Annotated in this window: 13 protein-coding genes; 6 read left to right on the forward strand and 7 right to left on the reverse strand. The window is 71.8% G+C overall.

Annotated features, from left to right (window positions below; translation table 11 throughout):
- The first annotated feature begins 87 nt into the window (after nucleotides 1-87).
- The 5 genes from ACFCXS_RS30310 (at nucleotide 88) to ACFCXS_RS30330 (ending at nucleotide 6,480) form a co-directional block, all read left to right on the forward strand.
- Entirely contained in the window at nucleotides 88-2,400 is a 2,313-nt protein-coding gene (locus ACFCXS_RS30310) for a beta-L-arabinofuranosidase domain-containing protein (protein WP_376646545.1), read from the forward strand.
- Between the two features lie 173 nt (nucleotides 2,401-2,573).
- Nucleotides 2,574-3,986 carry a non-reducing end alpha-L-arabinofuranosidase family hydrolase gene (locus tag ACFCXS_RS30315; RefSeq protein WP_376646546.1) on the forward strand — a complete coding sequence of 471 codons (1,413 nt, stop codon included), beginning with the start codon at nucleotides 2,574-2,576 and terminating at the stop codon, nucleotides 3,984-3,986.
- A gap of 315 nt (nucleotides 3,987-4,301) precedes the next feature.
- Nucleotides 4,302-5,372: a Rieske 2Fe-2S domain-containing protein gene (locus ACFCXS_RS30320; protein WP_376646547.1), complete on the forward strand. Its 1,071-nt coding sequence runs from the start codon at nucleotides 4,302-4,304 to the stop codon at nucleotides 5,370-5,372.
- Nucleotides 5,369-5,548: a hypothetical protein gene (locus ACFCXS_RS30325; RefSeq protein WP_376646548.1), complete on the forward strand. Its 180-nt coding sequence runs from the start codon at nucleotides 5,369-5,371 to the stop codon at nucleotides 5,546-5,548. Before ACFCXS_RS30320 ends, ACFCXS_RS30325 begins: the two co-directional genes overlap by 4 nt.
- Entirely contained in the window at nucleotides 5,545-6,480 is a 936-nt protein-coding gene (locus ACFCXS_RS30330; RefSeq protein ID WP_376646549.1) for a PDR/VanB family oxidoreductase, read from the forward strand. The genes ACFCXS_RS30325 and ACFCXS_RS30330 overlap by 4 nt, the downstream gene beginning before the upstream one ends.
- Before the next feature lie 64 nt (nucleotides 6,481-6,544).
- On the opposite strand, the gene ACFCXS_RS30335 is transcribed toward ACFCXS_RS30330, so the two are convergent.
- The 7 genes from ACFCXS_RS30335 to ACFCXS_RS30365 all read right to left on the reverse strand — a co-directional run bounded on the left by ACFCXS_RS30335 (nucleotide 6,545) and on the right by ACFCXS_RS30365 (nucleotide 12,722).
- Nucleotides 6,545-7,216 (reverse strand): GntR family transcriptional regulator, encoded by a 672-nt coding sequence (locus ACFCXS_RS30335; RefSeq protein WP_376646550.1) that lies wholly within the window; start codon nucleotides 7,214-7,216, stop codon nucleotides 6,545-6,547.
- A 39-nt stretch (nucleotides 7,217-7,255) separates the two neighbouring features.
- Complete coding sequence (locus ACFCXS_RS30340) at nucleotides 7,256-8,257, reverse strand: proline racemase family protein (RefSeq protein WP_376646551.1); 1,002 nt, start codon at nucleotides 8,255-8,257, stop codon at nucleotides 7,256-7,258.
- A 5-nt stretch (nucleotides 8,258-8,262) separates the two neighbouring features.
- Nucleotides 8,263-9,153 (reverse strand): dihydrodipicolinate synthase family protein, encoded by an 891-nt coding sequence (locus ACFCXS_RS30345; protein ID WP_376646552.1) that lies wholly within the window; start codon nucleotides 9,151-9,153, stop codon nucleotides 8,263-8,265.
- Nucleotides 9,150-10,535: an FAD-dependent oxidoreductase gene (locus ACFCXS_RS30350; RefSeq protein WP_376646553.1), complete on the reverse strand. Its 1,386-nt coding sequence runs from the start codon at nucleotides 10,533-10,535 to the stop codon at nucleotides 9,150-9,152. The genes ACFCXS_RS30345 and ACFCXS_RS30350 overlap by 4 nt, the downstream gene beginning before the upstream one ends.
- Nucleotides 10,525-10,839: a (2Fe-2S)-binding protein gene (locus ACFCXS_RS30355; RefSeq protein WP_376646554.1), complete on the reverse strand. Its 315-nt coding sequence runs from the start codon at nucleotides 10,837-10,839 to the stop codon at nucleotides 10,525-10,527. Before ACFCXS_RS30355 ends, ACFCXS_RS30350 begins: the two co-directional genes overlap by 11 nt.
- A complete protein-coding gene (locus tag ACFCXS_RS30360) occupies nucleotides 10,836-11,990 on the reverse strand; it encodes an NAD(P)/FAD-dependent oxidoreductase (RefSeq protein ID WP_376646555.1) in 1,155 nt (384 codons plus the stop codon). The genes ACFCXS_RS30355 and ACFCXS_RS30360 overlap by 4 nt, the downstream gene beginning before the upstream one ends.
- 72 nt (nucleotides 11,991-12,062) lie before the next feature.
- Entirely contained in the window at nucleotides 12,063-12,722 is a 660-nt protein-coding gene (locus ACFCXS_RS30365; RefSeq protein ID WP_376646556.1) for a hypothetical protein, read from the reverse strand.
- A gap of 238 nt (nucleotides 12,723-12,960) precedes the next feature.
- On the opposite strand from ACFCXS_RS30365, the gene ACFCXS_RS30370 reads away from it, so the two are divergent.
- Entirely contained in the window at nucleotides 12,961-13,620 is a 660-nt protein-coding gene (locus ACFCXS_RS30370; RefSeq protein WP_376646557.1) for a helix-turn-helix domain-containing protein, read from the forward strand.
- Nucleotides 13,621-13,648: the final 28 nt, after the last annotated feature.

A 13,648-nucleotide genomic window follows, 5' to 3' on the forward strand; every position in this document is an offset into this window, starting at 1 on the left:
CGTCCCGGTTCTCGTCGCCCGGCGAACAGGAACAACCGCAGCGCACCGACGATCACCAGCCACCTTCGCCCCACCGAAAGGTGCAAGATGACTTCCTCCGTCAGCAGACGGCGCCTGCTTCAGGGGGCCGCGGCCACCGCCGCCACCTCTGCCGCCGGGTCCTTGTCACCGGCATCTCCCGCCCAGGCGGCCGCCCCTTCCACACGGGCCGGCATCGGGGTCCTGGCGCACCCCTTCGCGCTCGACCAGGTCCGGCTCACGGCGAGCCGCTGGCTGGACAACCAGAACCGTACGCGGAACTACCTGCGGTTCGTCGATGTCGACCGGCTGCTGTACAACTTCCGCGCCAACCACCGGCTGTCCACCAACGGTGCGGCTGCCAACGGCGGTTGGGACGCCCCGGCGTTCCCCTTCCGCACTCACGTCCAAGGCCACTTCCTCACCGCATGGGCACAGCTCTACGCGGTGACCGGGGACACCACCTGCCGGGACAAGGCAGTCACCATGGTCGCGGGGCTGGCCGCATGCCAGGCCAACAACAGCGCCGCCGGCTTCAGCGCGGGGTATCTCTCCGGCTACCCCGAGTCCGACTTCACCGCCCTCGAGCAGCGGACCCTGGGCAACGGCAACGTGCCGTACTACACCATCCACAAGACCCTTGCCGGCCTGCTGGACGTGTGGCGCCTCATCGGCAGCGCTCAGGCCCGCGACGTGCTGCTCGCCCTCGCGGGATGGGTCGACCTGCGCACCGGCCGGCTGAGCGGCCGGCAGATGCAGGACATGCTCCAGACCGAGTTCGGCGGCATGAACGCCGTGCTGACCGATCTCCACCAGCAGACGGGCGACACGCGGTGGCTCACCGTCGCCAAGCGGTTCGACCACGCCGCTGTGTTCGACCCCCTGGCGTCCCACCAGGACAGGCTCAGCGGACTGCACGCCAACACCCAGGTGCCCAAGTGGATCGGGGCCGCCCGGGAGTACAAGGCCACCGGTACCACCCGGTACCGCGACATCGCCACCAACGCCTGGAACTTCTGCGTCGACAACCACACCTATGCCATCGGCGGCAACAGCCAGGCGGAGCACTTCCGCGCCCCGAACGCCATCGCCGGCTACCTGAACAAGGACACCTGCGAGAGCTGCAACACCTTCAACATGCTCACCCTCACCCGCGAACTGTTCGAGCTGGACCCGAACCGGGCCGCCCTGTTCGACTACTACGAGCAGGCCTGGCTGAACCAGATGATCGGCCAGCAGAACCCGGCGGACGACCACGGCCACATCACCTACTTCACCCCGCTGAACCCGGGAGGCCGACGCGGCGTGGGCCCGGCGTGGGGCGGCGGCACGTGGAGCACCGACTACGGCACCTTCTGGTGCTGCCAGGGCACGGGCCTGGAGATGCACACCAGGCTGATGGACTCCATCTACTACCGCAGTGACGACACGCTGATCGTCAACCTGTTCGTGCCGTCGGTGCTCAACTGGTCGGAGCGCGGGATCACGGTCACCCAGACCACGGCCTACCCAGTCAGCGACACCACAGACTTGCGGGTGACCGGCAACGCCGTCGGAACCTGGGCCATGCGCATCCGCATCCCGGGCTGGACCGCCGGGGCCACCATCAGCGTCAACGGCGTGGCGCAGAACATCACCACCGCCCCCGGCAGCTACGCCACCCTGACCCGCTCGTGGGCCTCCGGCGACACCGTCACCGTCCGCCTGCCCATGCGGATCGTCCTGCGAGCGGCCGACGACGATCCAAACGTCGCCGCGATCACCTACGGCCCGGTGGTCCTGTCCGGCGACTACGGCGACTCCGCGCTCACCTCCCTCCCGGCGCTGGACACGTCCTCGATCACACGGACCGGCGGCACCGCGCTCGCCTTCACCGCCCGCGCCAACGGCTCCACCGTCGGTCTGGGCCCGTTCCACGACGCGCACGGACACAACTACACCGTCTACTGGAACACCGCCGGTGCCGGCACCGTCCGGCTCGCCAACGTGGGCAGCGGTCTCGTGCTGGGCATCCAGGACATGTCCACGGCGGACGGTGGCCGCGCGCTGCAGTGGAACGACTCGGGCACCGCCGACCACGACTGGCACATGATCCCCGACGGAAACGGCTTCCGCCTGCGCAACGCTCACAGCGGCAAGGTGCTCGGCGTCCAGGACATGTCCACGGCAGACAACGCAACCGTCCTGCAGTGGTCGGACAACGGCACCGCCGACCACCGCTGGACGCTGCTCGACCAGGGGGACGGGACCTGCAAGATCCGCAACGCGCACAGCGGCAAGCTGCTCGCCATCGCGGGCAACTCCACCGCAGTCGGCGCGTTCGCGGTCCAGGACTCGGACAACGGCACCGCCGACAATCGATGGCGCGTCGTCAGAAACTGAGGCTCGCACCGGAAACCAGATCGCGGTCGCTGTCCTCCCTCCCGCTTGCACGGCTCTTCGACCCTCGTGCGACATCACGGACATCGAGGTCGGGTCATAGCGCGTCGACAGTCCGGGCGGCCTCTGCCGGGCCGACCGGAACGGCTTACTGAATCAAGGAATGAGGCTCCCCCATGCGCAGACGTGGTTTCCACCGCAGGCAGCTGTCCCTGGTGCTCGCGGCCCTGGTCGCTTCGGCGGCGACACTTGTCGCCAACCCTGCCCAGGCGGCCACCAGCGGCGCCTTGCGCGGCACTGGTTCAGGCCGGTGTCTCGATGTGCCGAACGCCAGTCAGACGGACGGGACGAACCTGCAGATCTGGGACTGCTCGGGCGGGACCAACCAGCGGTGGACGCTGACGGACGACAACCAGCTGACGGTGTACGGCAACAAGTGCCTCGATGTACCGGGCCACGCCACCACCGCCGGTACCCGGGTGGTGCTCTGGGCCTGCAACGGCGGTACGAACCAGCAGTGGAGGGTGAATTCCGACGGCACGGTCGTCGCGGTGGAGTCGGGGCTGTGCCTCGACGTCAGCGGCGGTGCCACGGCCAACGGCACGGCGGTGCAGCTCTGGAACTGCACCGGCGGCAGCAACCAGAAGTGGAGCGGCCTGTCCGCACCGCCGGGCGGCACGTGTGCTCTTCCGTCGGCATACCGGTGGGCGTCCACCGGCCCGTTGGCACAGCCGTCGAACGGCTGGGTCGCGCTGAAGGACTTCACCACCGTGCCCTACAACGGCAAGCAACTGGTCTACGCGACCACTTCGGACGGATCGTCGTGGGGCACGATGGCGTTCCGTCCCTTCACGAACTGGTCGGACATGGCGACGGCCACCCAGACCGGGATGAGCCCGGGCCTGGCGGTGGCACCCAAACTGTTCTACTTCGCGCCCAAGAACATCTGGGTGCTGACCTCGAACGGGTGGGGTACCGCCTGGCCCTTCACCTACCGCACGTCCAGCAACCCCACCGACCCCAACGGCTGGTCCGCGCCGCAGCCGCTGTTCACCGGCAGCCTCCCCGAGAGCGGCCCGATCGACCCGACGATGATCGGCGACGGCCAGAACATGTACCTGTTCTTCGCCGACGACAACGGCAAGATCTACAAGTCGACCATGCCGATCGGGAACTTCCCGGGCAGCTTCGGCTCGTCGTACACCACGGTCATGAGCGACACGAAGGAAAGGCTGTTCGAGGCGCCGGAGGTCTACAAGGTCCAGGGGCAGAACCAGTACCTCATGATCGTTGAGGCGATGGGAGCGAACGGCCGCTACTTCCGCTCGTTCACCGCCTCCGGCCTGAACGGCCCCTGGACGGTCCAGGCCGGCAGCGAGAGCAGCCCCTTCGCCGGCAAGGCCAACAGCGGTGCCACCTGGACCAACGACATCAGCCATGGTGACCTGGTCCGCACCAACGCCGACCAGACCATGACCGTCGACCCCTGCAACCTTCAGTTCCTCTACCAGGGCAGGTCTCCCTCATCGGATGGGACCGACTACGTGAAGCTGCCGTACCGGCCGGGTCTGCTCACCCTGCGGCGCTGACCCGGACCGCACACGGTCACAAGCTCCTGACCCCGTCGATCAGGCCCGCACGGAAGCCCTCCCCCGTGCGGGCCGGGAAGACCCGTGAGTTTTGGGCACTCCGCCCCCGTGTCCGCGGTGCCCGACCGACGCTGCTGGGGATGCGACCGTGTGAACCAGTGCTGCGCAAGACACACAGCAAGGACCTGACCAGCTCTTCACAGAGACCTTCCGTCTGGCGGAAGCCGCCTTGCGCGGCAACCACACCCCTCAGGAACCTGTTCCCAACCACGGCACGCGGGGCGACGACGCCCCGCCGACAGGGACGGGAACCCCATGCCTCACATGACCGCCTTCGCCAGGAACCAGTGGTACGTCGCCGCCTACAGTCACGAGGTGGGGCGGGAGTTGCTCGGCCGGACGATCCTCGGTGAGACGCTCGTGCTCTACCGGACCGAGGAGGAGGGTACGCCGGTCGTCCTGCACGACCGCTGTGTGCACCGCCGTTACCCGCTGTCCGAGGCGCCGACGCGGCTGGACGGGGACCGGATCGTGTGCGGCTACCACGGGTTCACCTACGACACGACCGGTACCTGCGTGTACGTGCCCGGGCAGAAGCGGGTGCCGCGCACGGCCCGGGTCGCCTCGTACCCGGTCGTCGAGCAGGACTCGCTGATCTGGGTGTGGATCGGCGACCCGGCGCTCGCCGACCCGCAGACCATCCCCCGGGCCCGGCACCTCGACTCCCCCGGCTGGGTCACCGTGCGCGGCATGGAGCCCATCGACTGCGACTACGGGCTGCTCGTCGACAACCTCCTCGACCTGTCCCACGAGACGTATCTGCACGGCGGTTACATCGGCACCCCCGAGGTCGCCGAGACGCCGATCACCACCGAGGTCGACGAGGGCGCCGGGATCGTCCGGGTGAGCAGGCACATGGACGACGCCGCGTGCCCGCCGTTCTACGCCAGGTCGACCGGCATCGAGGGCCGCATCACCCGCTGGCAGGACATCGAGTACCACGCCCCTTGCCTGTATCTGCTGCACAGCCGTATCGCCCCGGTCGGGGTGCTGCCCGAGGCGGACGGCAGCGACCCGAACGGCTTCCACACCGAGATCACCTACGCGATCACGCCGTCCGGCGACGGCACGGTGTACGACTTCTGGGCGGTCTCCCGGGACTGGGCGACGGACGACGCCGAGGTCACCGAGTTCCTCCGGGGCAACAACCACACGGTGGTGATGCAGGACGTCACCGCGCTCAACCTGCTGCAGAAGACCCTCGGCACCGAACGCACCGGCTACCAGGAGCTGAGCATCAACATCGACACCGGCGGCCTGGCCGCCCGCCGCATCCTCGCCCGGCTGGTGGAGCAGGGCGAGAAGCCCGTGGAGAAGGTCCGGTGACCGCTCCCACCGGCGAGGTCTACCGCATCGCCTGGCTGCCCGGCACCGACACCCTGCACGGCACGTGCCACTGCGGCCGTGAGCACACCGCGCAGGACCCCGTCGAGATGTGGGAGTGGATGCTCGCCCATCCGCGGGGGCACCTTGTCGACGCATCACGAGGAAACGGTTCATGAGCCTGTACGAGTCCGAACTCATCGTCGAACGCAGGGAGTTCGCGGCCGATGGAGTGCTCGCCCTCACCCTGCGCCGGCCGCTGGGCGAGCCACTGCCCGCCTGGGAGCCGGGCGCCCACGTCGACGTCCTGGCGGCGCCCGGTCTGGAACGGCAGTACTCGCTGTGCGGCGACCCCGCGGACCGGTCCGCCTGGCGGATCGCGGTGCTGCGCGAGCGCCCCGGGCGGGGCGGTTCGGCCCATGTGCACGAGCAGTTGCGCGAGGGCGAGAAGGTGCGGGTGCGCGGGCCCCGGAACAACTTCCGTCTGGAGCCCGCTCCCCGGTACCGCTTCGTCGCGGGAGGCATCGGCATCACACCGATCCTGCCGATGCTGGCGGCGGCCGAGACGGCGGGCGCCGACTGGACGCTGCTGTACGGCGGACGCACGCGCGGGTCCATGGCCTTCGCGGAGGAACTCGGCCGCTACGGTGACCGCGTGACGATCGCGCCCGAGGACGAGTCGGGCCTGCTGGACCTGCCGTCCGTGCTCGACGACGTACCCGAGGGCACCCTCGTCTACTGCTGCGGTCCCGGGCCGCTGCTGGACGCGGTCGAGGCCCGGTGCCCGTCCGGGGTGCTGCGCGTCGAGCGGTTCCGGCCGAAGGAGCAGGAGAGCGGCGGCGAGACGGCGTTCGAGGTGGAGCTCGCGCAGAGCGGCCGAACACTCACCGTCGCGCCGGACGTGTCCGTACTGGACGCCGTGCGCGCCGCCGGGGTCGAGGTGCTGTACTCCTGCACCGAGGGCACCTGCGGGACGTGCGAGACCGACGTCCTCGACGGCGAGCCCGACCACCGGGACTCGGTGCTGTCGGAGGACGAGCGCGCGGCCGGCGAGACCATGATGATCTGCGTCTCCCGCTGCCGCGGGAAGCGCCTCGTCCTGGATCTGTGAAAGCGCCCGCCCCGTCCGCTCGTCCGGGACCCGGGAAAGCGCCCGCCCTGTCGGACCTGCCTGTTCAGGGCGCGGCCCAAAGGCCCCGGACATGTCCGAGGTGCCGGGCCATCACGGCGCGTACGGCCTCCTCGTCGCGGGCGAGCAGCGCGTCCAGGATCTCCAGGTGCTCCTCGGCGGACGCCTGCAGTCGCCCCTGTTCCGCCAGCGCCGTCAGGCCGTAGAGGCGGGAGCGGCGTCTGAGGTCCCGCACGACGTCGACGAGGTGGCCGTTGCCGGCGAGGGCCAGCAGGCCGAGGTGGAAGCGCAGGTCGGCTTCGACGTAGGCGATGAGGTCACCGGCCGCGGCGGACGTGACGATCTCCCGGGCGACCGGGCGCAGCGCCTCCAGGGCCACCGGGTCGGCCCTGCGGGCCAGTTCCGCCGTCGTGGGGATCTCGATCAGCGCCCGGATGTGGGTGTACTCGTCGAGCTGCCGCTCGGAGACGGCGGTGACGCGGAAACCCTTGTTGGGCACGGTGTCGACCAGGCCCTCCTTGGCCAGGTCGAGCATGGCCTCGCGCACGGGCGTGGCGGAGACGCCGAAGCGGGCGGCCAGGGCGGGTGCCGAGTGGACCTCGCCCGGCCGCAGTTCACCGGCGATCAGGGCGGCCCGCAGCGCGTCAGCGACCCGCTCCCGGTGACTGGGCTTCCTGCTGCCCAGCACGGGCAGGGCGGGGATGTGCTGCGGAGCCATGACGGTCGGGGTTCCTCTCAGGTGTGCTTGCGGGGGCGCCTACAGGACGAACCCCGCCGGGAACGGGTCCTCGGGGTCGAGGAGGTACTGGGCGGTGCCGGTGATCCAGGCGCGGCCGGTGAAGCTGGGCAGCACGGCCGGGCGGCCGGCCACCTCGGTCGTGCCGAGCAGTCTGCCGTTGAAGCGGGTACCGATGAAGGACTCGTTCACGAACTCGGTGTGCAGCGGGAGTTCGCCGCGCGCGTGCAGCTGGGCCATGCGGGCGCTGGTGCCGGTGCCGCAGGGCGAACGGTCGAACCAGCCGGGATGGATGGCCATGGCGTGCCGGGAGTGGCGGGCGTCCGAGCCGGAGGCGGCCAGGTAGACGTGGTGGAGGCCGCGGATGGAGGGGTCCTCCGGGTGGACGGGCGGGTCCTCGGCGTTGACGGCGGCCATGAGGGACAGGCCCGCGGCGAGGATCTCGTCCTTGTGGGACCGGTCGAAGGGCAGACCGAACCGCTCCAGCGGCAGGATGGCGTAGAAGTTGCCGCCGAACGCGAGGTCGTACGTCACCGTCCGGCCGTCGGCGAGGGTGGCCTCGCGGTCGAGGCCTACGGCGAAGGAGGGGACGTTGCGCAGGGTCACCGCCCGGGCCGCGCCGTCCTCGACCGCCACCTCGGCGACGACGGGGCCCGCCGGGGTGTCGAGCCGGATGGTGGTGACCGGCTCGACGACCTCGACCATCCCGGTCTCGACCAGTACGGTCGCCACGCCGATGGTGCCGTGCCCGCACATCGGCAGATAGCCGGAGACCTCGATGTAGACGACGCCCCAGTCGCAGTCGGGCCGGGTCGGCGGCTGCAGGATCGCGCCGCTCATGGCGGAGTGGCCGCGCGGCTCGTTCATCAGCAACTGCTTGATCTCGTCGCGGTGTTCGCGGAACCACAGCCGTCGCTCGTTCATGGTGGCACCCGGGATGGTGCCGATGCCGCCGGTGATCACGCGGGTCGGCATGCCCTCGGTGTGCGAGTCGACGGCGTGCAGGACGAGTCTGCTGCGCATGGTCCTCAGCTCGATCCGGCCGCGAGGGCCTTCTCGGTGGCGGCTCGCACGGCGGCCTCCTGTTCGGGCAGCAGCGGTACCCGGGGCGGGCGGCAGGGGCCGCCGTGGCGGCCGACGATGTCCATGGACAGCTTGATGGCCTGGACGAACTCCACCCGTGAGTCCCAGCGCAGCAGCGGGTGGAGTTGCCGGTACAGGGGCAGGGCGGTGTCCAGGTCGCCGCCGACGGCGGCCCGGTACAGCTCGGCCGAGGACCGGGGCAGCGCGTTGGGGTAGCCCGCCACCCAGCCCTTGGCACCGGCGACGGCCAGCTCCAGCAGGACGTCGTCCGCGCCGATCAACAGGTCGAGTTCGGGGGCGAGTTCGGCGATCCGGTAGGCCCGGCGGACATCGCCCGAGAACTCCTTCACGCCCTGGATGTGCCCCTCGCCGTGCAGCCGGGCGAGCAGCTCGGGCACGAGGTCGACCTTGGTGTCGATCGGGTTGTTGTACGCGACGACCGGCAGGCCCGACCGGGCGACCTCGGCGTAGTGGGCGAGGACGGCACGCTCGTCGGCGCGGTAGGCGTTCGGGGGCAGCAGCATCACCGCGCGGCAGCCGGCCTCGCCCGCCTGCTCGGCCCAGCGGCGGGACTCGGCGGACCCGTAGGCGGCCACGCCGGGCATGACGCGCTCCCCGCCGATCGCCGCGACGGCCGTCTCGACGACCCGGGCCCGCTCCTCGGGTGTGAGCACCTGGTACTCGCCGAGGGAGCCGTTCGGTACGACTCCGTCGCAGCCGTTGTCGACGAGCCAGGCGCAGTGCTCGGCGTACCGGTCGTGGTTCACCGAGAGGTCGTCGTTCAGCGGAAGCGCGGTGGCGACGAGGACGCCGCGCCAGGGGCGGTGTTCGGTCATGACGGTCCCTCCTGGGGGTGTGGCCGGGCGAGGACGCCGAGCGGCACGGGACGGGCGAACGGGCGTTTGGCCGGGGTGGGCGCACAGCCGGCGAGAGCGGCGATCGCGGTGCCGCACATCCGGCCCTGGCACCAGCCCATCCCGGCCCGGCTGAGCAGCTTCACGGTGCGTTCGTCACCCGCCCCGAGGTCCAGGGCCTCGCGCACGGACCCGGCGGTGACCTCCTCACAGCGGCAGATCACGGTGTCGTCGGTGATCTGCTCGGGCCAGTGCGCGGGGGGTGCGTAGGCGGATTCGAGGGCGGCGGCGGATCGTCTGAGCTTCGTACGGGCCTTGAGGGCGGCTGGGGCCGGGCCGGGAGCGGTGCCTGGCGGGCGGGGAGCGGCGTCGAGCAGGTGGGCGGCGGCGGAGCAGCCGGCGATGTGCCCCTCGGCGAGGGCCAGGGCGGCACCGCCGATGCCGGTGGCCTCGCCGGCCGCCCACACACCGGGCACGTCCGTGCGCTGCTCGGGGTCGACGGCCACGGCGAGCCCGTCGAGTCGGCAGCCGAGGCTCTCCGCGAGGTCGGTGTGCGGGAGCATGCCGTGGCCGGTGGCGAGGGTGTCGCAGGGCAGGTGCCGCTCCGTGCCGGGGCGGACACGGCCCTCGGCGTCGAGCGCGGCGAGCGTGACACCGGTCAGCCGTTCGTCTCCGTGGGCGCGGACGACGGTATGGCGGGTGAGGACCGGGACGCGGTGGCGCAGCAGGCGGGCGGCGTGTCCGGCACCTTCGGGGAACTTGCCGGCCAGGGCCGGGGCGTGACGGGCGAGGCGCCCGGGGGCTGCCGACTCGGCGAGTGCGGCGACCTCGACGCCGGCTGCGGCGAGCCCGGTCGCCACGGGCAGCAGCAGCGGTCCGGTCCCGGCCACGACGGCTCGCCGCCCTGGCACCACCCGTGCGCCCTTGAGCATGGCCTGGGCTCCCCCGGCCGTGACGACACCCGGCAGGGTCCAGCCCGGGAAGGGCAGTACCTGCTCGTAGCCGCCGGTGGCCAGGAGCACGGCGCGGGCGTGCACCTCGGCGGGCTCCTCCTGGTCCGGCCCGAGCAGGGCGTGCACGGTGAAGCCGTTCGGGGTGCGCTCCACACACCACACGTGGTGATCCGTCAGGACGCGTACGGCACTGGCGGCGAGCCCGTCCCGCAGGCGCTCCCAGGTCCGCCACCGGGGGTGCGGAGCCTCGGGCGGCCCGGCACCCAGCCCTGCGCCGGGCTGCCGGTAGAACTGCCCGCCGGGCTGCGTCCCGGCGTCGACGAGCGCGACGCGTACGCCGCGCGCCGAGGCTGCCAGGGCAGCAGCGAGCCCGGCCGGCCCGGCGCCGATCACCGCGAGGTCAGTCCGCATGACCGGCCTCCTCATGGCCCGTTCCGTCCTGCGTGCTGATCGTGTCCCCCGGCCGCACCGGCACCAGGCAGGCGCGTCGGTTGGGGCGTTCGTTGACCGTCACCAGGCAGTCGAAGCAGACGCCGATCCCGCAGAACACCCCGCGCGGGCGGCCCCCGCCGCGCGTGGCACGCCAGGACGTGACACCCGCCGCCCACAGCACGGCGGCGACCGTCTGGCCGGGCAGGGCCTGCACCGGCCGCCCGTCGAACGTGACCGTGAAGGCGGGGCCCGGTCCGGCCCCCGCCGGTTCCAGCGGGTTCACTCGGCCTCCTCGGTGAAGCGGTCGGGACGGAACGGGCCGAGATCCAGGTCGGGCCTCCGCCCGGTCAGCACCTGGGCGATCAGATGCCCGGTACCGGTGGCGAGCCCGATGCCCGCGCCCTCGTGCCCGCAGGCGTGGAAGAGGCCGGGCGCCCTCGGGTCGGGGCCGATCGCGGGCAGATGGTCCGGCAGATACGGCCGGAAGCCGGCGTAGGTCCGTATCGCCCGGACTCCGGCCAGGAAAGGGAAGAGCCCGGTCGCCCCGGCCGCCAGCGCGCGCAGCGCCGGGAGCGACAACGAGCGGTCGAAGCCCACCCGTTCGCGGCTGGCGCCGATGAGGACCGGTCCGGCCGGGGTGCCCTCGACCACGGGGGAGGTCTGCAGCGCCGCCGAGTCGCTGGCGACGTCGGCCACGTAGTCGGCGGCGTACACCTTGTGCCGGATGCGGTGCGGCAGCGGCTCGGTGACCAGGACGAACCCCCGCCGGGGCAGCACGGGCAGGGACACACCGGCGCGGGCAGCCACCTCGCCGCCCCAGGTACCGGCCGCGTTGACGACCGCGGGGGCGTGGAGGTCGCCGCGGTCGGTCCGTACACCGCGCACCGCACCGTCCGGGCCGCGCAGGACTCCGGTCACCTCCCGGCCGGTGAACACCCGGGCCGCGGCGGCGCGCAGCAGGTGGGCCGCCGCGAGGGCGGGCATCACCTGGGCGTCCTGCGGGTAGTGCACGCCGCCGGCCAGGCCGGGGGCCAGATACGGCTCCAGGTCGGTGAGCCGGTCGGGCGGCACCGGGACCGCCTCGACCCCGGAGGCGCGCTGCTCGGCCGCGAGTTTCTCCAGTCCGGCCAGGGCCCGGTCCGTGCCGGCGACGACGACACCGCCCTTGGCCTCGTACTCGACGGCCCCGCCCAGCCCCTCCCGGGCCAGGTCGGCCCACAACCGCGCGGACAGCAGGGCAAGTCCGAGCTCGGGTCCGGGCTCCTTGTCGGAGACGAGGAGGTTCCCCTCCCCCGCTCCGGTCGTGCCGCCCGCCACCGGGCCCCGGTCCACCACGACGGCGTCCAGGCCGGCACGGGCCGCGTACAGGGCGGCCGCGGCGCCGACCACTCCGGCTCCGACCACCACGACATCGCAGGTCAGCGACTCGCTCACGTCAGTACTATGTCACACAGCACAGGACCCGGGAAGGGTGCCGACGAGGCGGGTCGGCGACCCGTCGGCGATTCAGTCGGCTGCGGGGACGACCCTCAGGTGGGAGGCGGTACGACGGCTGCGGCGCTCCCGGGACGCGGAGCGGCGAGCCTCACGCAGGACGAACGTGACCCGGGCGCACCCCAGTTCCTCGAGCGTCCTGGACGTCTCGACGACGACCCGGCACTCCGTGGCGCCCCGGTGCGGGTCCGGGTGCAGCAGCGGCCGCACGGCACCGTCCTGCTCGACGGCGCCCTCGCCGACCGCGCGGATCCAGTGCGGCAGGCCGTGCCGGTAGGCGGCCTCCATGATCGGATCCAGCGCGATGTCGCGGCGGACGGCCTGCAGCCCGTGGTCGGGGCCGTGGCTCTCGACGGTCCGCGCGAAGTGCGCGAGCATCGGCAGGCACCAGCTCGCCTCGTGATCGCCGAGCACGGTGGGGGCGTCGGGGTGGAAGAGGACGAACCTGAGGAAGTTGTCGCCCGGCATCGCCGTCGGGTGCGGGCCGACCTCACGGAAAAGTGACCGGAAGGCGCCGTTGGTGAGCACCACGTCCCAGCAGTGGTCGACGACGAGCGCGGGGAAGGAGACACCCTCCAGAAGCCCGGCGTAGTCCTCCAGGTAGGCCTGTGCCTCGGGAGTCTCGGGGAGGGGCCGCGGTGCCGGCCGCTGCCCTCCTGCCTGATATGCCATCGGGAGGTCACCCCTCTTGCCTGTGCGGCCTTGACGCGGCGCCCCGATCCTGCTGCCCCGAGCTGAGGCGTGTCAACTATCGTGGCATTCCATGTCTGTTGACGGCTGAAATTGGCCACAGTTGTGGCGAGACCTGGATGTGAGTTCGAACCACCGGCTACGCTCCGGGAAGTTCACGCCGGGGTAGGTCACGGCATCCACTTGTGAGAAGCCTGTGAGATACGTAGGAGATCTGTCGGTGACGGGTGGCTTCGTCGAAGGTCCGGGCGTCACGCCGACGGCCGTGCTGCCGGCCGTCGTCTCCCGTGTCGGCGCGCTCGCCGACCGGCTCGGCGTGGCGCACGCCGAGGTCTTCGACACGGGCCGGCTGTCCGTCGCCTCCGGCGTCCCGGAGCCGGTCGTGAGGGCCCTGCTGTGCGGCAGGCCCGCGGGCGAGCCCGATGTGCAGGCCCGGTTCCTGCAGCGGCTGGACCTGCTGCGCCGGACCCGGCTCAAGCCCAACGGCCGCAAGTACACCCAGCAGGAGATCGCCGACGGCGCCGGTATGTCCCGGCAGCAGGCCGGCGCTCTCATCAACGGCGACCGGCGGCCGACCATGGAGCACTGCGACGCCCTCCAGCGGTTCTTCCGGGTGCACGCCGGCTTCCTGACGGCCGAGGACCCCGAGGCGCTCGTGAGCGCCCTCCAGCACACCGAGCAGGATCTGCTGCAGAAGCTCGCCGACCGTGAGCGGCAGGCGGCCGCGGCACAGGACGACCCGCTGGAGCGGCTGCTGCAGGACCACGGCGTGCGCGGCATCGCCTGGCGTGCCGCGCAACTGCCCACCGACCAGCACCGCGACAAGGTCGCGGAGTGGCTGGACATGCTCCTGGAGAGCGTCAAGCGGCCCGAGTCGTGACCGTGGGGAGAACTGTGGGCATCGGTAA

Source organism: Streptomyces sp. NPDC056373, from assembly GCF_042262425.1.
Lineage (GTDB): Bacteria > Actinomycetota > Actinomycetes > Streptomycetales > Streptomycetaceae > Streptomyces.